Annotated in this window: 18 protein-coding genes and 3 pseudogenes; 13 read left to right on the forward strand and 8 right to left on the reverse strand. The window is 60.2% G+C overall.

The window, feature by feature from the left end; translation table 11 throughout:
- The first annotated feature begins 196 nt into the window (after positions 1–196).
- The 9 genes and pseudogenes from rlmN to BFR47_RS00400 all read left to right on the forward strand — a co-directional run bounded on the left by rlmN (position 197) and on the right by BFR47_RS00400 (position 9,773).
- Positions 197–1,315, forward strand: coding sequence for a dual-specificity RNA methyltransferase RlmN (gene rlmN, locus BFR47_RS00360; RefSeq protein WP_071471228.1), 1,119 nt, complete (start codon positions 197–199; stop codon positions 1,313–1,315).
- A gap of 27 nt (positions 1,316–1,342) precedes the next feature.
- Positions 1,343–2,122 (forward strand): type IV pilus biogenesis/stability protein PilW, encoded by a 780-nt coding sequence (pilW, locus tag BFR47_RS00365; RefSeq protein WP_071471229.1) that lies wholly within the window; start codon positions 1,343–1,345, stop codon positions 2,120–2,122.
- Between the two features lie 61 nt (positions 2,123–2,183).
- Complete coding sequence (locus BFR47_RS00370; RefSeq protein ID WP_245748718.1) at positions 2,184–3,050, forward strand: RodZ domain-containing protein; 867 nt, start codon at positions 2,184–2,186, stop codon at positions 3,048–3,050.
- Between the two features lie 18 nt (positions 3,051–3,068).
- A pseudogene (ispG, locus tag BFR47_RS00375) lies at positions 3,069–4,186 on the forward strand (flavodoxin-dependent (E)-4-hydroxy-3-methylbut-2-enyl-diphosphate synthase).
- Positions 4,187–4,460: 274 nt separating this feature from the next.
- Positions 4,461–5,735: a histidine--tRNA ligase gene (hisS, locus tag BFR47_RS00380; RefSeq protein ID WP_071471231.1), complete on the forward strand. Its 1,275-nt coding sequence runs from the start codon at positions 4,461–4,463 to the stop codon at positions 5,733–5,735.
- Positions 5,736–6,380 carry a YfgM family protein gene (locus tag BFR47_RS00385; protein ID WP_071471232.1) on the forward strand — a complete coding sequence of 215 codons (645 nt, stop codon included), beginning with the start codon at positions 5,736–5,738 and terminating at the stop codon, positions 6,378–6,380.
- A gap of 2 nt (positions 6,381–6,382) precedes the next feature.
- Positions 6,383–7,549: an outer membrane protein assembly factor BamB gene (gene bamB / locus BFR47_RS00390; protein ID WP_245748719.1), complete on the forward strand. Its 1,167-nt coding sequence runs from the start codon at positions 6,383–6,385 to the stop codon at positions 7,547–7,549.
- A gap of 72 nt (positions 7,550–7,621) precedes the next feature.
- Positions 7,622–9,133, forward strand: coding sequence for a ribosome biogenesis GTPase Der (gene der, locus BFR47_RS00395; RefSeq protein ID WP_071471251.1), 1,512 nt, complete (start codon positions 7,622–7,624; stop codon positions 9,131–9,133).
- Between the two features lie 199 nt (positions 9,134–9,332).
- Positions 9,333–9,773 carry a universal stress protein gene (locus BFR47_RS00400; protein ID WP_071471234.1) on the forward strand — a complete coding sequence of 147 codons (441 nt, stop codon included), beginning with the start codon at positions 9,333–9,335 and terminating at the stop codon, positions 9,771–9,773.
- 114 nt (positions 9,774–9,887) lie between these two features.
- Here the strand turns inward: BFR47_RS00400 and BFR47_RS17895 are convergent, their stop codons facing one another.
- Together BFR47_RS17895 and mltF are read right to left on the reverse strand one after the other, a co-directional pair.
- The gene (locus tag BFR47_RS17895) at positions 9,888–10,040 is read right to left on the reverse strand and encodes a hypothetical protein (protein WP_175514037.1); all 153 of its coding nucleotides are present in this window, start codon (positions 10,038–10,040) and stop codon (positions 9,888–9,890) included.
- Positions 10,041–10,137: 97 nt separating this feature from the next.
- Positions 10,138–11,550, reverse strand: coding sequence for a membrane-bound lytic murein transglycosylase MltF (mltF, locus tag BFR47_RS00405; protein ID WP_245748720.1), 1,413 nt, complete (start codon positions 11,548–11,550; stop codon positions 10,138–10,140).
- Between the two features lie 192 nt (positions 11,551–11,742).
- Between mltF and purL the strand changes: the two are divergent.
- Together purL and BFR47_RS00415 are read left to right on the forward strand one after the other, a co-directional pair.
- A pseudogene (gene purL, locus BFR47_RS00410) lies at positions 11,743–15,632 on the forward strand (phosphoribosylformylglycinamidine synthase).
- Between the two features lie 179 nt (positions 15,633–15,811).
- Positions 15,812–17,569, forward strand: coding sequence for a putative bifunctional diguanylate cyclase/phosphodiesterase (locus tag BFR47_RS00415; protein ID WP_071471236.1), 1,758 nt, complete (start codon positions 15,812–15,814; stop codon positions 17,567–17,569).
- 2 nt (positions 17,570–17,571) lie between these two features.
- Here the strand turns inward: BFR47_RS00415 and BFR47_RS00420 are convergent, their stop codons facing one another.
- Entirely contained in the window at positions 17,572–18,117 is a 546-nt protein-coding gene (locus BFR47_RS00420; RefSeq protein WP_083398940.1) for a YceB family lipoprotein, read from the reverse strand.
- Between the two features lie 75 nt (positions 18,118–18,192).
- Here BFR47_RS00420 and cls point away from each other — a divergent pair, with 75 nt between their 5' ends.
- Positions 18,193–19,650, forward strand: coding sequence for a cardiolipin synthase (gene cls, locus BFR47_RS00425; protein WP_071471237.1), 1,458 nt, complete (start codon positions 18,193–18,195; stop codon positions 19,648–19,650).
- Between the two features lie 60 nt (positions 19,651–19,710).
- Here the strand turns inward: cls and BFR47_RS00430 are convergent, their stop codons facing one another.
- The 5 genes and pseudogenes from BFR47_RS00430 to radD all read right to left on the reverse strand — a co-directional run bounded on the left by BFR47_RS00430 (position 19,711) and on the right by radD (position 24,808).
- On the reverse strand, positions 19,711–20,925 hold the full coding sequence (locus tag BFR47_RS00430) for a pyridoxal phosphate-dependent aminotransferase (RefSeq protein WP_071471238.1): 1,215 nt from the start codon (positions 20,923–20,925) through the stop codon (positions 19,711–19,713).
- A gap of 300 nt (positions 20,926–21,225) precedes the next feature.
- A complete protein-coding gene (locus BFR47_RS00435; protein WP_071471239.1) occupies positions 21,226–21,489 on the reverse strand; it encodes a GrxA family glutaredoxin in 264 nt (87 codons plus the stop codon).
- 75 nt (positions 21,490–21,564) lie between these two features.
- Positions 21,565–22,800, reverse strand: a complete 1,236-nt coding sequence (gene dacB / locus BFR47_RS00440; protein WP_342713607.1) for a D-alanyl-D-alanine carboxypeptidase/D-alanyl-D-alanine endopeptidase — start codon at positions 22,798–22,800, stop codon at positions 21,565–21,567.
- Entirely contained in the window at positions 22,743–23,021 is a 279-nt protein-coding gene (locus tag BFR47_RS18335) for a hypothetical protein (protein ID WP_245748721.1), read from the reverse strand. The genes dacB and BFR47_RS18335 overlap by 58 nt, the downstream gene beginning before the upstream one ends.
- Positions 23,022–23,063: 42 nt before the next feature.
- Positions 23,064–24,808, reverse strand: a pseudogene (gene radD / locus BFR47_RS00445) (DNA repair helicase RadD).
- A gap of 225 nt (positions 24,809–25,033) precedes the next feature.
- On the opposite strand from radD, the gene fabV reads away from it, so the two are divergent.
- Positions 25,034–26,233, forward strand: a complete 1,200-nt coding sequence (gene fabV, locus BFR47_RS00450; protein ID WP_071471240.1) for an enoyl-ACP reductase FabV — start codon at positions 25,034–25,036, stop codon at positions 26,231–26,233.
- Positions 26,234–26,237 lie beyond the last annotated feature (4 nt).

A 26,237-nucleotide genomic window follows, 5' to 3' on the forward strand; every position in this document is an offset into this window, starting at 1 on the left:
TGTCTGCTCCGAGCATGTCAGGGGCGGGATTTCCGAGCCCCCGGAGATGGGTGCGTGGCGTACCGGGGGAGGCGTTTTTTTCGTTATTATCGGCCGGCGAGTGCCATCGCCGATGCCACCACCACTGGCAACCAGATGCTAAACTCTGTACAATTTCGCGCCCTGTGGGCTCTGGTCAGAAAGCGAGAGGCAACCGATGAGTGAAACAAAAGTAAACCTGCTGGATCTGGATCGTGACGGCATGCGTGCGTTCTTTAATGAACTGGGCGAGAAGCCGTTCCGTGCCGATCAGGTGATGAAATGGATCTATCACTTCGGTTGTGACGACTTCGAGCAGATGACCAACATCAACAAGGTACTGCGCGGCAAATTGCAGCAGCAGGCCGAAATCCGCGCGCCGGAAATCAGCGTCGAGAAAAAATCTGCCGACGGCACCATCAAGTGGGCCATGCAGGTCGGTGGCCAGGAAGTGGAAACCGTCTATATTCCCGATGGTGACAGAGCCACCCTGTGTGTGTCTTCCCAGGTCGGTTGTGCACTGGACTGCAAGTTCTGCTCCACCGCCCAGCAGGGCTTCAACCGTAACCTCAAGGTTTCCGAAATCATCGGCCAGGTGTGGCGTGCCGCCAGCCGGGTGGGTTTTGTGCGGGATAGCGGACGCAAGCCGATCACCAATGTGGTGATGATGGGCATGGGTGAACCGCTGCTCAACCTCAACAATGTGGTACCGGCGATGCGCCTGATGCTGGAAGACTATGGCTTTGGCCTGTCCAAACGCCGGGTGACCCTGTCTACCTCCGGGGTGGTGCCGGCACTGGACAAGATGGGCGACATGATTGATGTGGCGCTGGCGGTTTCTCTGCATGCGCCCAACGACAAGCTGCGCTCCGAGATCATGCCGATCAACGACAAGTACAATATTGCTACTCTGCTCGACAGCGTGCGTCGTTACATTTCCAAATCCAATGCCAATCACGGCAAGGTCACCATCGAGTATGTGCTGCTCGATCACGTCAACGACGACATGCAGCATGCCCATGAGCTGGCCGAGTTGCTGAAGGATCTGCCCTGCAAGATCAACCTGATCCCGTTCAATCCCTTCCCGGGCAACGATTACGGCAAGCCGAGCAACAGCCGCATCGATCGCTTCAACAAGGTGTTGATGCAATACGGCAATACCGTCACCATCCGCAAGACCCGGGGCGATGACATCGATGCGGCCTGTGGCCAGCTGGTGGGGGATGTGATCGACCGGACCAAGCGCACCATGAAAAAACGGATGCAGGAACAAAGTATATCCGTCACAATGGTTTAAGGATAAAAATCATTGGTGTGAAAGGGAATGCGAACGGTTACTTTACTGCCGATGTTACTGATGGGGACCATGCTGGGTGGTTGTGTGCACGAAACCACCTATCTGACCGATGGTCATCAGTCCCGGGATGTGATGTTCAAGCCGGAGGACGCGGCATTGACTCGCATGAATCTTGGTTTGGAGTATTTGCGGCGGGGAAATGCGGGGCAGGCCAAGTACAATCTTGACCGGGCCGTGGCGCAGGATCCCCGCAATGCCGATGTTCACCTTGCTCGAGCCTATTTTTATCAGTCGGTGTCCGATCTCGAGCAGGCCGAAAAAAGCTATCGTCAGGTGCTGAAGCTGAACCCGCAACACGGCGACGGACTCAATAATTACGGTGTTTTTCTCTGTGGCCGGGAACGTTTCGATGAAGCGGATGTCATGTTCAGGAGGGCCGTGGTGTCACCTGGCTACGTACAGGTGGCAGACAGCTATGAAAATGCCGCTTTCTGTGCCCTTCAACATGACAAACCCCAGGCCGCGCTCGAGTATTTCCGGCGGGCACTGGAGTTCAGTCCGGCCAGACCGAAGGCGCTGCTTGGCAGTGCCGAGTTGCTGGTAGAACAAGGGGATGATGGTGGTGCGAGCGAATATCTAGCCCGTTATCGGGACGACCATCAGCCCAGTCCACAAAGTTTATGGTTAACAGTACGTACCGCAGAGGCACAGGGGAGTGTGGCGCAGGCCCAACTGGCCGGTGCCGAGCTGGTACGATTATTTCCGGATTCAGAGCAGGCCAGGCGATTCTTATCAAATGACTATTAATGAAGCAGACCCGCAGCCTCAGGCTGAAAAACCAGTGGTAACGGCCGGCCCAGGGGCCCTGTTGCGTGATGCCCGCGAAGCCAAAGGCTGGACCCAGGCCGAAGTGGCCCGACGGTTGAATCTGCGGTTGGCGGTGATCGAAGCCATCGACAGCGATCAATACAAGGCCGGGGTCGCCGTTACCTTTCTTCGTGGCTACGTGAAAGCCTATGCCAAGGTAGTGGGGGTCAAGGAACAGGACGCGGTAGCCGCCTTCGATGGCATGAGTGGCGTCGAGCAGATCAAGGCTGCGGCGCCCATGCAGAGCTTTTCCAGAAAGACCCGGCAGCAGGCCAACGACAACTGGCTCAAGCGGATCAGCTGGCTGGTGCTGTTTGGCCTCATCGGCTCACTGTTTTACTGGTGGTGGCAGGACAGCGGCGCCAACTACATGGAGCGCAGCCTGGAGCCGATCACGGAGTTGAATGAGCCGGCACCGGTTGCCCCCGAGCCGTTATCGCCGGAGCTTCCTCAGCCGATTATTCCCGAAGCCCCGTTACCGGACAGTCCCGAACAACCGGTCGTGACAACGCCCGATGCTGCGGCACCGGCACTGGCACAAGACAGCGTTGACAGCAGTGAAGCCGAAGCCGCCGCAGAGCCGGCCGTGGTTGCCGAGCCGGAACCGGAATTACCCGCAGCCAATCCCCGTTTGCTGGCCATGAGTTTCAGCGACGATTGCTGGATTAAAGTGACCGACAGTCGTGGCCGGGTGCTGTCCGAAGGAGTGCAAAAGGCCAGGCAATCGCTTAGTCTCGAAGGTGAACCGCCATTTCGTCTGGTGCTGGGGGCGCCTCATGCCGCCAGTGTCGACTACATGAACCAGCCGGTGGACCTGTCTTCTTTCAGCGCCGGCCGGGTGGCCCGGCTGACCGTACCGAAACCCTGATTAACGCAAGAGTAAATGATGTCCCTACATGACAGCCCCATCGTTCGTCGCCAATCCAAGCAAATTCGAGTTGGCTCCGTGCTGGTGGGGGGTGATGCCCCCATCAGCGTACAGACCATGACCAATACCCTGACCACGGACGTGGCGGCGACGCTGGCCCAGATCCGGGCGGTGGAGAAAGCCGGCGCCGACATAGTGCGGGTCTCGGTGCCGACCATGGAGGCGGCCGAAGCCTTCAAGCTGATCCGGGCCGGCACCAGCATGCCGCTGGTGGCGGACATTCACTTCGATTATCGCATCGCGCTGCAGGTGGCCGAATACGGCGCCGATTGTCTGCGTATCAACCCGGGTAACATCGGCCGGGAAGACCGGGTGCGTGCCGTGGTGGATTGCGCCCGGGACAAGGGCATTCCGATTCGTATCGGGGTCAACGGTGGTTCGCTGGAAAAGGATCTGCAGGAAAAGTACGGTGAGCCGACGCCCGCGGCGCTGGTGGAGTCCGCCCTGCGTCACGTCGATATTCTCGACCGGCTCAACTTCGATCAGTTCAAGGTCAGCGTCAAGGCGTCGGATGTCTTTCTGGCCGTTGGTGCCTACCGGGAACTGGCTCGGCAGATAGAACAGCCGTTGCACCTTGGCATTACCGAAGCCGGCGGTTTCCGCAGTGGCGCGGTCAAGTCCGCCATCGGTCTGGGCATGTTGCTGGCCGAAGGCATCGGTGACACCCTGCGCATTTCGCTGGCTGCCGATCCGGTGGAAGAGGTCAAGGTCGGTTTCGATATTCTCAAGTCCCTGCGTATCCGTGCCCGGGGCATCAACTTTATCGCCTGCCCGTCCTGTTCTCGTCAGGAGTTTGATGTGATCAGCACCGTCAACGAGCTGGAAAGCAGGCTGGAAGATATCGTGGTGCCGATGGATGTGTCCATTATCGGTTGCGTGGTCAACGGCCCCGGTGAAGCCTGATCTCCGATCTCGGTCTGGCCGGCGCCCAGCGCAAGAGCGCCCTCTACGACGGAGGGGAGCGGGTCGGCCGTCTCGACAACACCAGCCTGGTGGACGAGCTGGAAAGCCGCATTCGGGCCAAGGTGGCGATGATGGATCCGGCCGCCCGCATACCGGTGCAGCCCAAAGACTGAACCCTCGTGAAGAAGCGGATACTGCTGCTCTCACGCCGACACGCCGTAAGGGGCATGGTTCTCGCAGTTTCATCCTGCTGCGAACATTCACTGGATGTTCGGTCAGGCCGAAACTGCTCCTCACGGCGAGCTGGCTCGGCCCCTGGGGGCTCGGACATGCCGTCCCTGGCATGTCACGATCGGCTTAGTGAGCAGCAGAATCCGCTTGCCGAGCCTTGTGGCGTCGCCTCTGGCATTCAATTTTCTTTAAGCCGTCAAACATAGAGATATTTTCGTGGCCAAACAGATTCAAGCAATTCGTGGAATGAACGACTGCCTGCCGGAGCAGACTCCCGCCTGGCAGCAGGCCGAAGCGGTACTGCGTGACCTCATGCGTGCCTACGGTTACGCCGAAGTGCGCATGCCCATCATGGAAGTCACCGGGCTGTTCAAGCGGGCCATCGGTGAGGTTACCGACGTGGTCGAGAAGGAAATGTACACCTTCGACGATCGCAACGGCGACAGCATGACCCTGAGACCCGAAGGCACCGCCGGTTGCGTGCGCGCCGGAATCGAGCACGGCCTGCTCTACAATCAGGAGCGCCGCATGTGGTACATGGGTCCCATGTTCCGTTACGAGCGTCCGCAGAAAGGCCGTTACCGCCAGTTTCATCAGTTCGGGGTGGAAGTGTTTGGCCTGCAGGGGCCGGATATCGACGCCGAGCTGATCATGCTCACCGCCCGGTTGTGGAAGACGCTGGGTGTCAGCGAGCACCTGGTGCTGCAACTGAACAGCCTGGGTCAGCCCGAAGAGCGGGCCGAATACCGCCAGGCACTGGTGACTTATCTCGAGCAGCACAAAGACAAGCTGGATGAAGACAGTCAGCGCCGCCTGTACACCAACCCCTTGCGGGTGCTGGACAGCAAGAACCCCGAGGTGCAGGCCCTGTTGCAGGATGCACCGGTACTCGCCGACTACTTCGGCGAGCAGACCCGGACCCACTTCGAGGGACTGAAGGCGCTGCTGACATCAGCCGGAATCGCATTCGAAATCAACCCTCGTCTGGTCCGTGGTCTGGACTATTACAACCTGACCGTATTCGAATGGGTCACCGAGAGTCTGGGAGCCCAGGGCACCGTCTGTGGCGGCGGTCGTTACGATGGTCTGGTCGAGCAGCTGGGTGGTCAGGCCACGCCGGCGGTGGGTTTTGCCATGGGCATGGAGCGACTGGTATTGCTGCTTGAGACGCTCAATCAGGTTGAAGCACAGCCGGCACAGGCCGATGTGTATCTGGCGATGATGGGTGACAACAGTCAGGCGGCGGGTTTTGCCCTGGCCGAGCGGTTGCGCGATCAGCTGCCGGGTCTGCGGGTGATGAGCCACTGTGGTGGTGGTAACTTCAAGAAGCAGCTGAAACGGGCCGACAAGAGCGGGGCGGGCATCGCCCTGATCCTGGGCGAAGATGAAATCGCCCGCGGCGAAGTAACGGTCAAGTATCTGCGTGGCCAGGGGGAGCAACAGACCCTGGCGGTTAATGACATGATAGAACAGCTCGGGAAGGGGATCTAAGTGGATATTTACAGTACCGAAGAGCAACAACTGGAAACCCTGAAACGGTGGTGGCAGGAGTATGGCAAGTCCATCATTCTGGGTGCCGTGATCGGACTGGGCGGTTTGTTCGGCTGGCGTTACTACCAGAGTCATCAGATAGAGACGCGTGCCGCCGGCGCCGAGGCCTTTGCCCAGATCAGTGAGCAGTTGGCGACCGAAGGGCAGGCCGCCTTCGAGCAGGCGAGTGCCTTCGTTGAACAGAATCAGGGCAACAATTATGGCGAGCTGGCCGCCCTGCTGCTGGCGGCCGAAGCGGTGAAGGTCAATGATCTGGCGCTGGCCCGGCAACAGCTGGAGCTGGCCCTGGCCGGCACCGAGGATCCGGCGCTGAGTGACACCATTCGCCTGCGTCTGGCCCGGGTGTTGCTGGCGCAGAATGAGCCGACAGAGGCCCAGTCCTACCTGGATAATGTCACCGCCGATGCGTTTGGCGCCCTGCGCAGCGAAGTGCAGGGAGATCTCTTCATGGCCCAGGAGCAGCGTGATGCGGCCGGTGATGCTTACCGGGCGGCACGGGATGCCGGCGGCCTGACCGATAATCCGGGGCTGCAGCTGAAACTCGATAATCTGGCGGTGTCGACCGAGCTGGGTGACGAAGAATGAGCATGCGTAAACAACTGATCCTGATGCTACCGCTGGTGCTGGGCCTGACCGCCTGTTCCAGCCAGCCGGAAGTTGCACCGGCAAACCCCTTGCCGGACGTCAAGAATACCCTGGATACCAAACCACGCTGGTCGGCCTCGGTCGGTGACGGTGTCGGTGATTTCTATTCCCAGTTGAGCCCTGTGGTGGTCGGTGAGCGGGTGTTCGCCGCTTCCCGGGACGGCATGCTGGCGGCCTATGCCCGTGACAACGGCAAGCGGCAGTGGCAGTTGCGTCTGGACAAGCTGGATATCAATGACAACCAGCGTAGTCCCCGTATCTCCGGTGGCCTGACCGCCGCCTATGGCAACCTCTACTTCGGCTCCGAGAACGGTATCGTCTATGCCGTCTCCCAGGCCGATGGCAAGCTGCTCTGGACCCGGTCGGTGCCCGGTGAGGTACTGGCGGCCCCGGCGGTGGACGAAGGCAAGGTGGTGGTGCATACCAGCGCCGGCAATCTGGTGGCGCTGGACTCGACCAGCGGCGAGCAGCAGTGGCAATTGCGCAACGAGCAGCCCAGCCTGACCCTGCGCAGCATGGCCACGCCGGTCACCACCGGTGGTGCCGTACTCTATGGCCGTGCCGATGGTCGTCTGGGGGTTGCCCTGCTGGCCAACGGTCAGCCGGTACGCGATACCCGTATTGCCAGCCCTCGTGGTGCGACCGAGCTGGAACGCATGGTGGATGTGGCGGCCCGGCCGGTGATTCTGGGCGATATTCTGTTCACTATCGCTTATAATGGCCAATTGACCGCCCATCAGCTGATTTCGGGGCAAGAATTGTGGAAGCGCCAGTACCAGGGCTCTCAGGATCTGAGCACCGATGGTCGCCAGCTTTATATCAGCGACAGCCGCAGTCACCTGTTTGCGGTGGATGCGCGCAGCGGTATGGAGCTGTGGTCGAATACCGAGCTGGAAAATCGTCAGCTGACGGCCTCGGTGGTGTTCGGTGATTATCTGGTGGCTGGTGACGGTGAAGGTTACCTGTACTGGTTCGATCGTCAGAGCGGCGTGCTCAAATCGCTGCAGCGTATCGACAGCGAGGGGCTTTATGTGGCTCCCGTGGTAGCCGGCGATACCCTTTATGTGCAAAGCCGCGGCGGTGATCTGGTGGCCATCGGCCAACCCTGATCGCGGCGGACATGACACCACCGGCTCCTGATCGGCGATCAGGAGCCGTTATTGTTTTTTGGAGAAGTGTTTATGATGCCTGTTGTGGCCTTGGTGGGCCGCCCCAATGTGGGCAAATCCACCCTGTTTAATCGATTGACCCGTACCCGGGATGCGTTGGTGGCAGATTTTCCCGGCCTGACCCGGGATCGGAAGTATGGCCAGGCCAAGATTGGCGAGCTGGAATTTATCGTGGTCGATACCGGCGGTATCGACGGCACCGAAGAAGGCATCGAGCTGAAAATGGCCGAGCAGTCGCTGGCAGCCATCGACGAAGCGGATGTGGTGCTCTTTATGGTCGATGCCCGTGCCGGCCTGACGGTAGCGGACGAAGCCATTGCCGCACACCTGCGTCGTTGTCAGAAAGACACCTTGCTGGTAGCCAACAAGACCGATGGTATCGATGCAGATACCGCCGTCAGCGAGTTCTATCAACTGGGCCTGGGTGATATCTATCAGATCGCCGCCGCCCATGGCCGAGGCGTGCTGAATCTGCTGGAAACGGCGCTGGCCCCCCAGCTGGAAGAGCTGGCTGCCGAGGCAGAGCCGGAGTCGGATGATACCGAGGGTGATGAACTCGATTTTGACCAGCTTGATATTGACCAGTCCGATCTGAACAGTGTTATCGAGGCGATGGACCGGATTGACGAAGAAGAGGCGGTGCCGTTCGAGGATCTGCCCATCAAGCTGGCCATCGTCGGTCGCCCCAACGTGGGCAAGTCGACCCTGACCAACCGCATTCTCGGTGAAGACCGGGTGGTGGTGTACGACATGCCGGGCACGACCCGCGATTCCATTTACATTCCGATGAAGCGGGATGAGCGGGATTTCATCCTGATCGACACCGCCGGCGTTCGTCGTCGGGGCAAGGTACACGAAACCGTCGAAAAGTTTTCGGTGATCAAGACCCTGAAGGCGATCGAAGACGCCAACGTGGTATTGCTGGTGCTGGATGCCCGTGAAGGCATTTCCGATCAGGATCTCAGCCTGCTGGGCTTCGTGCTCAACGCCGGACGCAGTATCGTGCTGGCGGTCAACAAGTGGGACGGCCTGAACCAGGACGTGAAGGACGAGATCAAGCGCGAGCTGGACCGTCGCCTCGGCTTCATCGACTTTGCTCGCCTGCACTTTATCTCGGCGCTGCACGGCAGCGGCGTGGGTAACCTGTTCGGCTCGGTGGTGGAGGCGTATGAGTCGGCCACCAAGCGGGTGAACACCTCCATGCTGACCCGCATCATGCAGATGGCACAGGACGATCATCAGCCGCCGCTGGTACGGGGTCGCCGGGTCAAGCTCAAGTACGCTCATGCGGGGGGGTACAACCCGCCACGCATCATAGTGCACGGCAACCAGGTAAAGGACTTGCCCGAATCCTACAAGCGTTACCTGATCAATTACTTCCGCCGCTCGCTGCAGGTGATGGGTACCCCCATCCGGGTCGAGTTCCAGGAAGGGGATAACCCCTACGCCGGGATCAAGAACAAGCTGACGGAAACCCAGCTGCGCAAGCGCAAACGCATGATGCGTTTCATCAAGAAAAAATAAGCAATCAAACGCCGGCCCAGCCGGCGTTTTTCATGAGAAAGTCTGAGCAGTCAGACATGAAGCCTGAGGTGTCAGGCCGGCGCTGCACGCAGCTACCGGACTGACGCTTCCCCCTTTACTCCTTATCCTTCACGTTCTTTTCTTGGTCTAGTATGGATAGCAGGGCCGCAGTGGCCCGTTATGGACAAGGGGAAACATTATGTATAAATCGCTGTTGGTGGCCGTGGACGGCTCGGAACACGGTAAAAAGGCCCTCACGCTGGCCTGCCATCTGGCTCGGCAGGATCATGCCAGGCTGCATATTCTGCATGTTCCCGAAGTGCTGACACAGGAATCGACCCTGATATGGGGCATCGGTGCCGTCGCCATCGAAGACAGTCGCAACAAGCTGGAAGCCATCGGCAAAAAAGTCATCGAACAGGCCGAAGCCGAAGCCAGAGCGCTGGGCGCAACTCAAATAGAGACCCATCTTGCTCAGGGAGAGCCGGCCCGGGCCATTATCCATCAGGCAGAGACGCTCGGCGTCGAGGTGATAGTACTGGGTTGTCGCGGCCTGGGTGATCTGGCCGGACTGGTGATGGGCAGCGTCTCGCACAAGGTTACCCATGGTGCCAAGTGTGGGGTTATTACCGTACGCTGACCGCCGCACCACATCGATGGGGTGGGAGGCGGTGACGGACAATCGCGCCTCGTGCTACCGCGGGGAAAACCAGCAGGCCGGGAAGACCGATTGTAAATAAAAGGTGATGGCGGCTCAGGCCGCCGACTCGGTGTTGAACTGGGTCAGAAAATAGGCTCTGTTACGGCTCAATATTTTACGGCGAGCGTCCTGCATCTGGAGCTTACGGCGGGGCGACCAGGTGGCCGTCTTGCGCTGTTTCAACAAGATACGTCTTCGTTTTTGCATGATGAATTCCTCTTTAACCGGTGCAGCTCTGCAATTGGAGTGCAGTATGATTTCATTTGATATCAGGTTGCGCTGCCCGGGTAAAGTGACATTACTGTTAAAGTTCCGGATCTGCCGATGCGCTCTCACGCTGGGCGGTCAGGCCGGGATCCGTCGTCGGATTGTCGAGCCACAGCAGGCTCTGGTAATACTGACGGATATTGTTGACAAATTGTTGCGCCTCCCGGCCGCGGGCATAGCCGTAGCGGGTTTTGCTGTGCCACTTGGGCTGGTGCAGCAGCGGCAGACTCTCTTTTACCTCGGCCCAGGAATTGGGGTTCTGATCGCGCATCCGGGTCAGACGACGCGCATCCAGCATATGCCCCAGCCCCAGATTGTAGGCCGCCAGCGCAAACCACACTCGTTCATCTTCGGGAATGGCGTCCGGCAATCGTTCCATCAGTGAGGTCAGGTAGCGGGCGCCGCCGCGAATGCTCTGCTCCGGATCCAGTCGGTTTTCTACTCCGACCTGTCTGGCGGTGTCTTCGGTCAGCATCATCATGCCGCGCACGCCGGTATAGGAACGGGCCTTGGGATCCCAGTGTGATTCCTGGTAACTGATGGCTGCCAGCAGGCGCCAGTCCAGCTCCCCGGCATAACGTTCGAACAGCGGCTGATAGCGGGGCAGAATATCTTCCGTTCGGCGCAGAAAGGTGCGGGTATCCACATAATCGAAATTCTGTATGTGGCCGAAATATTTTTCGTTCAACCGGGCCAGGGTGCCGGAGCGATTCAACTGGTCAAAAAACACCAGCATCTGGCCGAGCAGGCTGTCGTCGGCACGCTGATCCAGCATCCAGGCAACCGGCTGGGACTCCCCCAGGGTAAAGGCGGCGTCGATATTGGGATAATAGCGCTGCGTGCGGGCCAGCAACGTGTCGGCCACCAGGGTATGAGCCGTTTGGCCTTCGGCCACCTGGCGCAGCAAGTCTTCTTCATCCGAATCCCGCCGGGTTTCCCAGTGCAGCTCGGGCAATTCCTGCTGCAGTTTGTTCAGCCATTCGGCCTGGCTGGAGCCGGCGAGTACCCTCACTTCACCCTGTATTTGCTCGGGATCATCCGGGCGGGGATCACCCTTGCGATAGACCAGGGTCTGGGCGATTTCGTAATAACTGGGGCCAAAACGATACTGCTGGCGACGCAGGGGCGTGCTGATCAGGCCGGCGGCGAGCATATCGACCTTGCCCGAGTCGAGCAGCACGAAGAGCTCGTCCAGGCTGTAGGCCGGGACCATCTGCAGCTCCACGCCCTGATGTTCGGCAAAAAGCCGGGCCAGTTCATAATCCAGTCCTTCTTCCTGATCATCCCGCAGAAAATAATAAAGCGGATGATAGAGGGTGCCGACCCGCAAGGCTCCTCGAGACTGGATTTGCTCCTGCTGGGTACGGGCATATTCTTGGGGGTCACAGCCGCCGAGGCCCAGCAAACTCAGCAGCAGGGTGGCTTTGGCAAGCATCAGAACAGGGCGCAAAGGCGGCTCCTCATTTAACTCAGTCGGCATTTTATAGCAGAAGTTGACCACTTCGTCAGGCAAACGCCGATCTTTCCGCGGGACCTGGCAGAACAAGGCGCTGGAAATCGGCGTCGACAGGGCAGGGGTGTAAACCTATAATACCGCCAATTTCTCAACCCCCCATTCACTCACGCTTTGAGAATTGCCACTATGGAAATACTGAGAGGCTCACCGGCCTTATCCGGTTTCAGGACCCAGGCTCTGGTTCGCCGGGCCCAGGAACAGGATCTGCCGCTGGCAGGAATCGAAACCGAGTATGTGCACTTTGTTGCACTGAACGCCAACCTCGAGGCCGACAGTCGACAAATCCTGAGCCAGCTGCTCGACAGCCCCGCCCAGGGCATTACTCCTTCCGCCGGCAGTCTGCTGGTGGTGGTCACCCCCCGCCCCGGAACCCTTTCTCCCTGGTCCAGTAAGGCCACCGACATCGCCCGCAACTGCGGCCTGAAGCCGGTCAAGCGTATCGAGCGGGGCATCGCCTATTACCTGAGCTTCGAGCGCACTCCCAGCGCGGCCGAGCTTGAGGCGGTCAAGGCCATGCTGCACGACCGCATGACCGAGGTGACGCTGGACAGTCTGGAAGATGCCAGTTGCCTCTTTGCCGAGGCCGAGCCGGCCCCGGTGACCGCAGTGGATATTCTGGGTGGCGGGCGCGAAGCGCTGGCCGAGGCCAATGTGCGCATGGGCCTGGCACTGGCCGACGATGAAATCGATTATCTGTATGAAGGTTTTACCGGCCTGGGCCGTAATCCCAACGATATCGAGCTCTACATGTTCGCCCAGGCCAACTCGGAGCATTGCCGGCACAAGATCTTCAACGCCGACTGGACCATCGACGGCATCGAGCAGCCCAAGTCGCTGTTCAAGATGATCAAGAATACCTTCGAGCAGACGCCGGAACACGTGCTGTCGGCCTACAAGGATAATGCGGCGGTCATGGCCGGCTCAACCGCCGGACGTTTCTTCCCCAGCCCCCAGTCCGGTGAATATGCGTATCATCAGGAAGACATTCATATTCTGATGAAGGTGGAAACCCACAACCACCCCACCGCCATTTCCCCCTATGCGGGGGCCGCCACCGGTTCCGGCGGCGAAATTCGTGACGAAGGCGCCACCGGCCGCGGCTCCAAGCCCAAGGCAGGTCTGGTCGGTTTCAGCGTGTCCAACCTGAAAATTCCCGGCTATGCCCGCCCCTGGGAGCAGGACTTCGGCAAACCCGAGCGTATCGTCAGCGCCCTCGACATCATGATCGACGGCCCGCTGGGTGGCGCGGCCTTCAACAACGAATTCGGCCGTCCGGCCCTGCTCGGTTATTTCCGTACCTTCGAAGAGCAGGTATCGAGTTTCAACGGCGAGGAAGTGCGTGGCTATCACAAGCCGATCATGCTGGCCGGTGGTCTGGGCAACATTCGCGGCGAACACGTGCAGAAAGGCGAAATCACCGTGGGTGCCAAGCTGGTGGTACTGGGTGGTCCGGCGATGAACATCGGTCTGGGCGGCGGTGCGGCGTCCTCCATGGCGTCCGGCCAGTCCAGTGAAGACCTGGATTTTGCCTCGGTACAGCGTGACAACCCGGAAATGGAGCGTCGCTGTCAGGAAGTGATCGACCGTTGCTGGGCCATGGGTGATCAGAACCCGATCCAGTTCATCCACGATGTGGGCGCGGGTGGTTTGTCCAACGCCATGCCCGAGCTGGTCAACGACGGTGGCCGCGGTGGTCGCTTCGAACTGCGCAATATTCCCAACGACGAGCCGGGCATGAGCCCGCTGCAAATCTGGTGTAACGAGTCCCAGGAGCGCTACGTGATGTCGGTAGCCGGCGATCGGATGGCGGAATTCGAAGCCATCTGTCGCCGTGAGCGGGCGCCTTTCGCCGTGGTCGGTGAAGCGACGGCCGAGCCGCACCTGAGCCTGCATGATGAGCACTTCGATAACCAGCCCATCGATATGCCGTTGGAAGTGCTGTTGGGCAAGCCGCCCAAGATGCAGCGCGATGTGACCACCGCCGCTCATCAGAGCCCGGCACTGGAACTGCACGGCATCAATATCAAGGACGCCGCCGAACGGGTACTGACCCTGCCGGCGGTCGCCGACAAGGGCTTCCTGATCACCATCGGTGACCGTACCGTTACCGGTCTGGTTGCCCGGGACCAGATGGTGGGCCCCTGGCAGGTGCCGGTGGCCGACTGTGCCGTCACCGCGGCCGCCTTCGATACCTATGCCGGTGAGGCCATGTCGATGGGTGAGCGGGCTCCGGTGGCCCTGCTCGATTTCGCCGCCTCGGCCCGACTGGCCGTGGCCGAGTCGATCACCAATATTGCCGCCACCGACATCGGTGAGCTCGAGCGCATCAAACTGTCTGCCAACTGGATGTCTGCCGCCGGTCACCCCGGTGAAGACGCCGGTCTGTACGAAGCGGTCAAGGCCGTGGGCGAAGAGTTGTGTCCGGCGCTGGGTCTGACCATACCGGTGGGCAAGGACTCGATGTCGATGAAAACCCGCTGGCAGCAAAACGGCGAAGATCAGTCGGTGACCGCACCACTGTCGCTGGTGATCACCGCCTTCGGTCGGGTGAATGATGTGCGTGCCACCGTGACGCCCTGGCTGCGCAGCGATCAGGGCGATACCGATCTGATCCTGATTGACCTGGGCAATGGCAAGAACCGTCTGGGCGCCTCGGCGCTGGCGCAGGTGTACCGTCAGCTGGGCGACAAGCCCGCGGATCTGGACAGCCCGGAGCAGCTGAAAAGTTTCTTCTATGCCATTCAGGCGCTGGTGGCCGAGAACAAGCTGCTGGCCTACCACGACAAGGGCGATGGCGGCCTGTACGTGACCCTGGCGGAGATGGCCTTCGCCGGCAACACCGGTCTGGATATCGAACTGGACCTGCTGGGTGCCGATCAGCTGGCGGCCCTGTTCAACGAAGAGCTGGGTGCCGTGATCCAGGTTCGCCGGGAAGACAAGGAAGCGGTGCTCACCTGTCTGGCCGGTCATGGCCTGGCCGCGTGCAGCCATGTGATCGGTCAGCTTAACCAGGATGATCAGCTGCGCTTCTTCTTCGCCGGTGACGAAGTCTATGCCGCGCCGCGCACCGAGCTGCGCCGTCTGTGGTCCGAGACCAGTTACCGGATGCAGGCGCTGCGTGACAACCCGGATTGTGCCAAGAGCGAGTTTGAAGCCAAGCAGGACGCCTCCAACCCGGGGCTGTCGGTGTCGCTCAGCTTCGATCCCAAGGAAGACATCGCCGCGCCCTTTATCGCCAAAGGCGTGCATCCGCGCATGGCCATTCTGCGCGAGCAGGGCGTCAACTCCCATATGGAGATGGCGGCGGCCTTCGATCGCGCCGGTTTTGCCTCCGTCGACGTGCACATGAGCGATCTGCAGAGCGGTCGTTACCGGCTGGACGAGTTTGCCGGCCTGGTGGCCTGTGGCGGCTTCTCCTACGGTGACGTGCTGGGCGCGGGCGGCGGCTGGGCCAAGTCGGTGCTGTTCAACGAGGCGCTGCGCGCTCAGTTTGAAGCCTTCTTTGCCCGCCAGGACAGCTTTGCCTGGGCGTGTGCAACGGTTGCCAGATGCTGTCCCGCCTGCGGGATCTCATCCCCGGTGCGGCGCACTGGCCGGACTTCGTGCGCAACACCTCCGAGCGTTTCGAAGCCCGTTTCAGCCTGGTGGAAGTACAGGAGTCACCCAGCCTGTTCCTGTCCGGTATGGCCGGCTCTCGTCTGCCCATCGCCGTCTCTCATGGCGAAGGTCGGGTACAGCCGCTGCACGCGGATATCAGCGCCATCGAGGCCAGCGGTACCGTGGCGCTGCGCTATGTGGACAACCAGGGCCTGGCGACCGAACGTTATCCGTTCAACCCGAATGGCTCTGCCAACGGCATTACCGGCCTCACCAGTCAGGATGGCCGGGTTACCATCATGATGCCGCACCCGGAGCGGGTGTTCCGCACCGTGGCCAACTCCTGGCACCCGGACGGCTGGGGCGAGGATGGCGGCTGGATGCGTATCTTCCGCAACGCCCGTAAAAACCTCGGCTGATGTAAATTGTCGCCAATACTAAACAAGCCCGCAGCAATGCGGGCTTTTTATTTCTCATTTGAATCTATATGATAACACTGCCCGAAAAACAACCACTGCAAACAGTGCTTCGCGACCTGGTGAACAGGGCGAGGAAGGGAGTGTATCGAGCCCATTCATTCCACCAGTAGAGTGCGGACATGGATTACAGTAATTTGTTATGGACCACCCCGGTCGACTGGCATCGGGTCAGCACGGACTGCTTGCGGGAACTTGCCGCCAGTTCACTGACTCTGGTGCGGGAAGTCATGCAGTATACCCGGGAGGGAATCGTGGTGATGGATGCCCGCGGTCGGGTGGTCGGCGTCAATCCGGCTTTTTGCCGGCTCTGCGAGCTGGAGGCCGCCGATATCGAAGGTTGTCACATCACCAATCTCAACCAGGATCTGCACGAACGTCGCTACTATCGCCAGATCTGGCATCAACTGCAGCGGCAGGGATACTGGCAGGGTGAAGTACAGCATCATAACCGTCAGGGTGCGCTGGCCACCCACTGGCTGACACTGCATCTGGTCAGGGATAATCAATCCCGGGTCGGCCATATTATCGGTATCCTCGACGACATCAGCCGGCTCAGGCAGTCCGAGGAGCGGCTCAGCTACCTGGCACACCACGATGCCCTGACCGGCACCGCCAACCGCACCTTTCTGCTGAGCTGGTTCGACAAGGTGAAGACGGCACTGGAACAGGACGAGCAGTTGGCACTGCTGTTCATCGATCTCGATCGTTTCAAGCCCATCAACGACAGCTTTGGCCACGGGGTGGGAGATGAGGTGCTCAGGGTGCTGGCCGCCCGACTGCAGACGCAGATAGATGCCAATGAGCTGGTGGCGCGTATCGGCGGTGACGAGTTCGTGATGATATGGCGCAGGCCGGTGACGGAGACGGCGCTGATGGCCAGGGCGGAGCAGTTACTGACCCGGCTGAAGGCCCCGATGCAGGTGGCGGGTTATGAGCTGAGCGTGGGCGCCAGTATCGGCATCAGCTTCTATCCCGAACAGGGGCTGGAGCTCGATACCCTGCTGCGCTATGCGGATACCGCCATGTATGAGGCCAAGACCTACAGCAATACCCGGGTCTGCCTGTTTGACCGTGGCCAGTTCGCCCGGTTGGAACTGCAGCAGCGACTGGCCGGAGAATTTCTCCAGGCAATAGAGTGCCAACAGTTGTTTCTGGAGTACCAGCCCACCCTGGCACTGGACAGCAACCGGTGGCTCAGCCTGGAGGCGCTATTGCGTTGGCGCCATCCCGAGTTGGGAGTCCTGTATCCGGAGCAGTTTCTGCCGGCCGCCGGTGCGGCGGGCCTGCTGTTGCGACTGGCCGACTGGGTCTTTACCGATGCGGTCCGGCAGGTTCGTCACTGGCAGCAGCAGGACGACTGGCAGGGGCGAGTCAGCATCAACCTGAATGGTCTGGAGCTGGAGCAGCAGCGGAGTGGCCATTGGCTGGCGTTGTTGCAGCACCAGGAGGTGAGCCCCGGTTCCTTTATTCTGGAATTGCGCAGCGATTTCATGATGCGCCGCAGCGAGTCGTTGCAGGGGGTGCTGAGTCGCTTCCGGACGGCCGGCATGGCGGTGTATCTGGATAATGTCGGGGCGGCGGGACGATTCAACTTCGGCAAGCTCAGGCAGCTACCGATCGATGGCATCAAGATTGACCGCAGTCTGCTGTCCGATCAGTTCGACACCCTGGACCAGTCGGTTATCCGCTCGCTACTGTTGCTGTCCCGAAGCCTGGACATCGAGGCGGTGGCCTGCGGTGTGGAAACCGAAGAACAGGTGCAGTTTCTGCACCGGTACGGTTGTGAAGCGGTGCAGGGCCGGCTGCTGGCACCCCCGATGAGTCCGGAGGAGTTGGGCAGGGCTTGCTGCCACGGGCCGGACGGGAGTCGTCATTAGGTTTACTCCAGGCCGTGCAGAGACAGTTTCCCCGGTGCGACTTCCAGGCTCAGCACCTTGTTTTTCAGCTGGCGCTGCACCGGATCCTGCTCATCCAGGGTATACACCGGGTACTGGGACAGATAACCGGCCATTGCCTGCAGCAGCATCGGCAGCATAAAGCTGCCCTGAGGGGAGCTGTCATTCTGATTCAGTCGATAATTCAACAGTTCGAACTCGTCCAGAAACAGGGCTCCTTGCTCATCGTCATAACGAGGGCGGGCGCTGAAGTCGCCGTTGATATCCCAGCGGTAATGCTGCTCTCCCTGACTGACCGAGATAATCCCCTGCCCCAGTACCCGGGCCTTGTCCGGACTCTGTCGTCCCAGCTCGACCTTGATATCCTGCAGCTGGATCCCGGCCGACAACCAGTCGCCCAGGGTGAATGGAAATTCCTTGCCAAGCTGCAGCGCAAGCTGGCGGTTGAGCTGTTGTTCGGTCAGCGTCAGGGTTTGTGCCGAGGCCCAGCCACTGAAGCCAAAGACCATTAAAAAAAGTATAATTTTCATTAGCCTGTATCCATGTCCCGGTTTTCTGTAACGTAACCAGTCTGCACCGTGCCGCTTTAGAGGAGCAAGGCATTTTTGAGTGATTATATTTATACCATATTGGGCTGGCTGCTCTTCATCGCCCACACCAGTCTGGTGATAGGGGTGACACTCAGGGTGATCATGAAGCGCCGGCCCGTCGGGGTGTCCCTGGCCTGGCTGGCGCTGATTTTTGCCATCCCCATTCTCGGGGTCGCGACCTATGTGCTGTTTGGCGAGGTACGCCTCGGTCGCAAACGCGCAGAGCGGGCCAAAACCATGTACCGGCCCTATGCAGACTGGATCAGCGTGCTGGTGGCGCGCTTTCCCGGTCAGAAGTTCGAGGTCAGCGATCCGGTCAGGCCCATCTATGAGCTGGTCAAGGCCCGGCTCAATATGCCGATGCTGAGCGGCAACGGCATGACACTGTTGCAGCAGCCGGGCGACATCCTCGCGGCAATGCAGGCCGATATCCGCTCGGCGCGCAGTTCCTGCTATCTGGAATTCTATATCTGGCATGCCGGAGGGCGTGCCGATGATATTGCCTTTGAATTGATGAATGCCGCCCGGCGGGGGGTGGACTGCCGTGTGTTGCTCGACTCGGTGGGTAGCGCCGATTTCTTTCGCAGCCATTGGCCCAGACGGTTGCGCAAGGCGGGTGTCAAGCTGATAGAAGTGTTGCCGGTGGGGGCCTTCCGGGTGTTTTTCGAGCGCCAGGATCTGCGCATGCACCGCAAGCTGGTGGTCATCGACGACGACGTGGCCTATACCGGCTCCATGAACCTGGTGGATCCGGCCTGTTTCAAGCAGGATGCGGGCGTGGGGCAGTGGGTCGACATCATGCTGCGGATCCGTGGCCCCATCGTGCCCATCTTCTGGTCGCTGTTTGTGTGGGACTGGGAAATGGAAACCGGTGAACGGCTGCTGGAGCAGCTGGAATACCACCCCATCAGTTGTCTGGACAACCAGCTCAAGCTGCAGTTACTGCCCTCGGGGCCCTTCATGGGCGGCGATGCCATCCAGCAAAGTCTGCTGACCGCCATTTATCAGGCCCGGCGGCGACTGGTGCTGATCACGCCTTATTTTGTGCCCGACGATCCCCTGGTGGCAGCCTTGTGCTCGGCGGCAGACCGGGGCGTCGAGGTGCAGCTGGTATTACCGGCCAGAAACGATTCCCGTATGGTCAACTATGCCTGCAATGCCTTCTTCGACGAGTTGCTGCATTCGGGGGTGGAAATACACCTGTATGCCGCCGGTTTGCTGCACACCAAGTGTGTGCTGGTCGATCATCAGTTTGCCCTGGTGGGCACGGTAAATCTGGACAAGCGCAGCCTGTGGCTGAACTTTGAAATGACGTTGCTGGTGGATGACGGCGAGGCGATGGGAGAGCTGTTGCAGCTGGCCGACGGCTATCTGGCCGATGCTCAGCCGATATCCTGGCTGGAGTGGCGCCGGCGACCGCTGCGCCGACGGGTGGCGGAAAACCTGTTCTACCTGTTGAGTCCGCTGCTGTAAAGCCAAGACTGGGGACTGGGGAATAGGGAACCGGGGATTTGACGTCCCCGAGTCACCGCTTTACTGCCGATAATGCTTGAGGAAGCGGGCGAGGCGGCCGATGGCGTCTTCCAGCTCTTCTACCCGCGGCAGGGTGACCAGGCGGAAGTGATCCGGTGATGGCCAATTGAAGCCGGTGCCCTGTACCAGCAGCATTTTTTCCTGCAGCAAGAGATCATACACCATCTTCTGATCGTCCTTGATGTTGTACATCTTGGGATCCAGGCGGGGGAACATGTAGATGGCGCCCTTGGGTTTGACGCAACTCACGCCCGGGATCTCGTTCAGCAGCTCCCAGGCCCGGTCACGCTGGCGGCGTAGCCGACCGCCGGGCAACACCAGTTCGTTGATGCTCTGATAGCCGCCCAGCGCCGCCTGAATGGAGTGCTGCATGGGCACATTGGCACACAGCCGCATGGACGACAGCATCTCCAGCCCTTCGATATAGCCCCGGGCCTGGTGCTTGGGACCGCTCAGCATCATCCAGCCCTGACGGAAACCGGCGGCACGATAGCTCTTGGACAGACCGTTGAAGGTGGCGACCAGCACGTCGTCACAGAGGGTGCACACCGAATGGTGGGCCACGTCATCGTAGAGGATCTTGTCGTAGATTTCGTCGGCGAAGATGATCAGCTTGTTCTGGCGGGCGATCTCTATCACCTCCAGCAGGAATTCACTGCCGTAAACGGCGCCGGTGGGATTGTTGGGGTTGATCAGCACGATGCCCTTGGTACGCGGGGTGATCTTGGATTTGATGTCGTCCAGATCCGGGTACCAGTCGGCCTGTTCGTCACAGGTGTAATGCACCGCCTTGCCGCCGGAAAGGGTAACCGCCGCCGTCCATAACGGATAGTCGGGGGAGGGCACCAGAATTTCGTCGCCGTTGTTCAGCAGCGCCTGCATCGCCATCACGATCAGCTCCGACACCCCGTTGCCGATGTAGATATCGTCCAGATCGGTGGTGCGCAAGCCTTTCTGCTGGTAATACTGCATCACCGCCTTGCGTGCCGAAAACAACCCCTTGGAATCGCAGTAGCCCTGGCTGGTCGGCAGGTTGACGATCACGTCTTTCAGTAGCTCTTCCGGCGCCTCGAAGCCGAAGGGCGCGGGGTTGCCGATGTTGAGCTTGAGGATGCGATGACCTTCGTCTTCCAGGCGACGGGCCTCTTTGTGGACTGGCCCGCGGATGTCGTAACAGACGTTGTCCAGCTTGTGCGATTTTTCTACGGAATACATGGGTGCTAACGGCCTCGGATTACAGACCGGCCCGGGCTGTCACCGACAAGCAGAACGCCAGCTGGGCGGCATGAGATTCATGTGCCACGGGCAAAAAAGCGACTCGGGAGCCACCGGCCGGTAAAGACTAGTGATATGTTCCATGATGAGACTTTGTAGCCGAGATGAAAAGGGGTAATCAGCGGGTTGTGATGAAAAACAAGGGATTGTGAGGAGTGAGGGTAAGGAGTGAGGCGGAAAACACAGCGGTCAGAAGACAGCTCTTTTGCTTGTTCGCCTCACCCTTCATGGTTTTAAAACTTACTGATACAGCCCCAGGTGTTCCTTGGCATGCGCTTCGAATTCGGTGTAACCGCCGATGTGCTGCTGGTCGAGAAAAATCTGCGGCACGGTTTCCACCGGCTTGCCGACGGTTTTTTCCAGATCTTCCTTGGAGATGCCTTCGGCATGAATGTCGACGTAACGGTAGCTGAAATCGTCACGCTCGGCGGTCAGTTTTTCTGCCAGCTCTTTGGCGCGAACACAAAAGGGGCAACCGGGACGACCAAAAATCACTGTAAACATGGGCTCTCTCCTGACTGATTGATGAAGTGCAGTATAAAGGCCGCACTCCCGTTGTATAAATCGTTAATTTATTGGCTATCGATTGGTTTCGGCTATCGCCCGAGGGGTGGCTGCCTGTTCCAGCCAGTGCCGTTCAAAGCGCCGGGCCGGCCATTCTCCCTGACCGGCGGCAATGTTCCTTTCGTGCTCGGGGCTGATCGACAGACCGTTCTGCAGCAGCACGAAGGCCTTGCGCCGGCCGCCGTCGGTATCGATAAACCCGGCCAGATTCTGCACATGGGCGATGGTGCCGGTCTTGGCCATGATTTTGCCCTTGAGCGCCGGGCCGAGCACGCTGCGGCGATAACGCAGGGTGCCACTTTCGCCGCTGACCGGCAACACACCCATCAGCCAGCTGGCGCGCGGATCCCGGGAGATGACCAGCAGCACCGCCAGCAGATCTTCGGCGCGCAGCAGATTATGGGAAGACAGGCCGGAGCCGTCCGCCAGCCAGGACGGCCCCAGATCGATACCGGCCTGCTCGTTGAGGATGTTGCGTACCGCCAGGGTGCCGTTGCGAAAGCTGCCGGGCTGCTGGAAGTGCTCGGCGCCGAGTGTTCGCAGCAGGCTGTCTGCATAGAGGTTATCGGAGTGCTCCAGGATCTGCCGGCTCAACTCCCGCAGCGGCGGTGAGCGGTGATGAGCCAGTTCGGGCCAGTCGCCGACCTGTACCCGGCTGGCGAGGATGCCGCCAGACACCCGCAATCCGGCCTGGCCCAGCGCCCAGCGAGTCAGTTGTTCCCCCCAGGCGTTAACATCCTGAATGGCAAAGCGCAGAGGCCAGGGATCCTTGCGCGGGCCGATACAGCCGGTGAGACGGTAGCGGTTGGGCGGGGTCATCTCCACTTCCAGTTCGCAAAAACGCCGTTGCTGCTCGGCACGGCTCAGTACCTCGACGTCGGCGCTGACCTCGATGGGCTGATGGGACGGCACCGTTGCCCGGGCGGGCTGGTCCGGGCGGGCATAGAGGGCGCCCTGTACGCAGTTTCGGTCCAGGATCAGGGCCGATACCGGCGAGGTATAACAGACACTCAGGTCGTTCCACGACCAGCCATTGCCGTGATCGTAGCCGCCGAAGTGTTGCTGATTGAGCAGCACATTACCGCTTACCTGCCGTACGCCGGTGCGTTTCAGCAAATCCCGTAGCTGCTCTCTGGTTAACGAGGGGTCGCCGACGAAGTCGATCAACAGATCGCCGACCAGCTTGCCGTTTTTCAGTTTGCCCCGGTAGCGGACGCTGGTGTCATAGCGCCAGTCCGGCCCCAGCGCCAGGCGCCGGCCAGGGTGGTCAGCAGCTTCTGGGTCGAGGCCGGTTTCAGCAGCAGCTGGGCGTTGTGGGTCGATTCGATCTGGCCGGTGGTGGCGTCGGCCAGTATCCAGGCCGCCTGACCGTGCTCCGGCGGAATAGCCGCCTTGCTTGCTTCCTGCGGGGCAATGGCCTGAACCGAGAGGCTGAGGATGATGGTGGCGAGGCCGATGAAATAACGATGCATAATGCTCTTCAAGGTAATGGGTCTTTTACGGTTACGGGCTGTTTAAAGTGAATGGGCGGTGCGAAACCGGCCTGATAATCGAACAGGGTTTCCCTTATCTTCCAGCCGCGTTTGTGGCTTCTGGCGATCACGAAGTCCGGGTGGCGAAAGCGCGTGGCGCTGGCGACCACCTCGGCCAGGGAGGTAAACTCCGGTTCCAGCCCCGGGGCCGGCCAGTGCGGACGCACAAATTCCAGAAAAAAGCGACCGCGCTTGCCCTTGTTGTCGAAAGCATACCATTGCTGCAGCTCGGTGCCATCCTCGTCGTGATAGGTGACCTTCAGTGCCGGGCCGAACTTGCCGTTGGCCTCTTCCAGACTCAGTCCCGCGCAGCGCAGTACCAGGGCATCCTTCAGTGCCAGGGCGTCTTTCAGCTTCTTGTCCGGATCCACCAGCAGGTGGCCGCAGTCGTTGCATTCCCGGGCGGCAATGTCGTTTTCCGCCAGACACTGGGGGCAGGACTTGAAGCGAAAGCGATAACCGCAGGGCTCGCCGGGGCCGCCCTCGTCATCCTCGAACAGGCCCTGACAGCGACGGCCGAAGTGCTCCAGCACCCGGCCTTCGTTGTCGGTCTTGCCCCAGAAGATATTGGCGAAGCCGCAGGCGGGGCACAGCACCTGCACCTGAGTGGTGTCCGGGTGGGGACGGGGCTCGCCCACATCGGGGGCGAAGATGTCCATGTTGTTGCCCGCGTAATCCAGCACCAGGCAGTCGGTCTTGTCCGGGCTCAGACGCAGGCCCCGGCCGATGATCTGCTGATAGAGTGCCACCGACTGGGTGGGTCGCAGCAGGGCAATCACATCCACATGGGGGGCGTCGAAGCCGGTGGTCAGCACCGAGACGTTGACCAGAAACTTCAGCTCCCGGGCCTTGAAGCGGCGAATGATGTCGTCCCGCTCCGGGCCCGGGGTGTCACCGGTGATCAGCGCCGTCTGTCCTTCCGGCAGCAAGCCGGCCACCTCCGCGGCATGGCGCACCGTGGCGGCAAACACCATGACCCCGACCCGGTCGGCGGCGTAGTCCTGGATCTGTTGCACGATGTGCGGCGTGACCCTGGGCTGGCGCGCCAGCTCCTGTTCCAGTTGCTGCTCGGTAAAGAGCCCCTGCTCATACAGCCTGGAAAAGTCATAGTGCACCACGGGGGCGTCAATCAGCTGCGGCGGGCACAGGTAGCCCTGCTTGATCATCAGCCGCAGCGGCAGCTCGAAGATGCACTGCTTGAAGAAGCGTGGCGAGCGGCTGCGGACCATGCCGTGATAATGGGTCTGATAAATCCAGCCCAACCCCAGCCGGTAGGGGGTGGCGGTCAGTCCCAGCACCTTCAGCCGGGGACTGGACTGGCGCAGGTGCTTGATCACCTGCAGATACTGGCTGTCGTCGTCATCCGACACCCGGTGGCATTCGTCGATCACCACCAGGCTGAAACCGGAGAAATGGTCCAGGTTGCGCGCCACCGACTGCACCGAGCCGAACACCACCTGGGTGTGGGCCTGTTTCTGGCCGAGGCCGGCGGAAAAAATCGCCGCCTGCTGGCCGTAACTCTGGTACTTGGCGTGGTTCTGCTCCACCAGTTCCTTGACGTGCGCCAGTACCAGCACCCGGCCGCGGGCGATGCGTGCCAGCTCGGCGATGACCAGGCTCTTGCCGGCACCGGTGGGCAGCACCAGCACCGCCGGTTCGTCATGGCGACGAAAGTACTCCAGGGTGCGATTCACCGCATCCTGCTGATAGGGGCGAAGGGTAAACACCGACTTTCTCCAATGCTGAGCAGATGCTGGCAGGATACAATAACGCCGACCATCGGCGGCAGGGATGCCGCCGTTGAGCATACATGGATGTACTTGCTGCGTGTCGGCGTATTGTGCCTGCCAGCATTGTGCATCTGCAGCATCTTGCACACGTCAGGCCTCACATTTGTCCCGGAATAAGGTATCTTTAGCGTCTATCCGAGAATAACCGAGGCAAACATCTATATGATCATCAAACCCAAGGTCCGTGGCTTTATCTGTACCACCACCCATCCGGTTGGTTGTGAGGCGAATGTACGCGAGCAGATCGCCTACGTCAAAGCCAAGGGTCAGCTTGAACAGGGTCCCAAAAAGGTACTGGTGATCGGGGCATCCACCGGCTATGGTCTGGCTTCCCGCATCAACGCTGCCTTCGGCAGCGGTGCCGCCACCATCGGCGTGTTCTTCGAGAAGCCGGCCACCGAGAAAAAGACCGGCTCTGCCGGCTGGTACAACGCAGCCGCCTTCGACAAGGCCGCCAAGGAAGAAGGCCTGTACGCCAAGAGCATCAACGGCGATGCCTTCTCCAACGAATGTCGTGACCAGGTTATCGATCTGATCAAACAGGATCTGGGTCAGATTGACCTGGTGGTGTACTCCCTGGCCTCGCCGGTACGCAAGATGCCGGACAGCGGCGAACTGGTGCGCTCCGCCCTCAAGCCCATCGGCGAACCCTACAAGTCTACCGCCCTGGATACCAACAAGGACGTGCTGGTGGAAGCCGTGGTCGAGCCGGCCAACGAGCAGGAAATTGCGGATACCATCAAGGTGATGGGCGGTCAGGACTGGGAATTGTGGATGAACGCGCTGGAAGACGCCGGCGTGCTGGCCGAGGGCGCCAAGTCCGTGGCCTACTCCTACATCGGTACCGATCTGACCTGGCCGATTTACTGGCACGGCACCCTGGGCAAGGCCAAGGAAGATCTGGACCGCGCCGCTCACGCCATCGATACCAAACTCAAGGCCAAAGGTGGCAACGCCCATGTGGCGGTGTTGAAGTCGGTCGTCACCCAGGCCTCCGCCGCCATTCCGGTCATGCCGCTGTATATCTCCATGGCCTTCAAGGTGATGAAGGAGCAGGGCATCCACGAAGGCTGTATCGAGCAGATCCAGCGCCTGTTCACCGACCGTCTGTACAGCGGCGAAGCGGCCCAGGTCGACGAGCAGAACCGCTTGCGTCTGGATGACTGGGAACTGCGTGACGAAGTGCAGAACGCCTGCCGCGAGATCTGGAAACAGGTTCAGGACGACAACATCTACCAGCTCACCGATTATCAGGGCTACAAGGACGAGTTCCTGCGTCTGTTCGGTTTCGGCCTGGCCGGCGTGGATTACGATGCCGACGTCAATCCGGAAGTCAGCTTCGAAGTGATTGAGCTGGTATAATCCA

The sequence above is a fragment of the Oceanisphaera psychrotolerans genome, assembly GCF_001870485.1.
Lineage (GTDB): Bacteria > Pseudomonadota > Gammaproteobacteria > Enterobacterales > Aeromonadaceae > Oceanimonas > Oceanimonas psychrotolerans.

Bases quoted from the DNA above. Each gene is read 5' to 3' on its own strand.
- rlmN (WP_071471228.1), top strand. From the start codon at position 197: ATGAGTGAAACAAAAGTAAACCTGCTGGATCTGGATCGTGACGGCATG.
- pilW (WP_071471229.1), top strand. From the start codon at position 1,343: ATGCGAACGGTTACTTTACTGCCGATGTTACTGATGGGGACCATGCTG.
- bamB (WP_245748719.1), top strand. From the start codon at position 6,383: ATGCGTAAACAACTGATCCTGATGCTACCGCTGGTGCTGGGCCTGACC.
- der (WP_071471251.1), top strand. From the start codon at position 7,622: ATGATGCCTGTTGTGGCCTTGGTGGGCCGCCCCAATGTGGGCAAATCC.
- BFR47_RS00400 (WP_071471234.1), top strand. From the start codon at position 9,333: ATGTATAAATCGCTGTTGGTGGCCGTGGACGGCTCGGAACACGGTAAA.
- BFR47_RS17895 (WP_175514037.1), bottom strand. From the start codon at position 10,040: ATGCAAAAACGAAGACGTATCTTGTTGAAACAGCGCAAGACGGCCACC.
- BFR47_RS00415 (WP_071471236.1), top strand. From the start codon at position 15,812: ATGGATTACAGTAATTTGTTATGGACCACCCCGGTCGACTGGCATCGG.
- BFR47_RS00420 (WP_083398940.1), bottom strand. From the start codon at position 18,117: ATGAAAATTATACTTTTTTTAATGGTCTTTGGCTTCAGTGGCTGGGCC.
- BFR47_RS00430 (WP_071471238.1), bottom strand. From the start codon at position 20,925: ATGTATTCCGTAGAAAAATCGCACAAGCTGGACAACGTCTGTTACGAC.
- BFR47_RS00435 (WP_071471239.1), bottom strand. From the start codon at position 21,489: ATGTTTACAGTGATTTTTGGTCGTCCCGGTTGCCCCTTTTGTGTTCGC.
- BFR47_RS18335 (WP_245748721.1), bottom strand. From the start codon at position 23,021: ATGCATCGTTATTTCATCGGCCTCGCCACCATCATCCTCAGCCTCTCG.
- fabV (WP_071471240.1), top strand. From the start codon at position 25,034: ATGATCATCAAACCCAAGGTCCGTGGCTTTATCTGTACCACCACCCAT.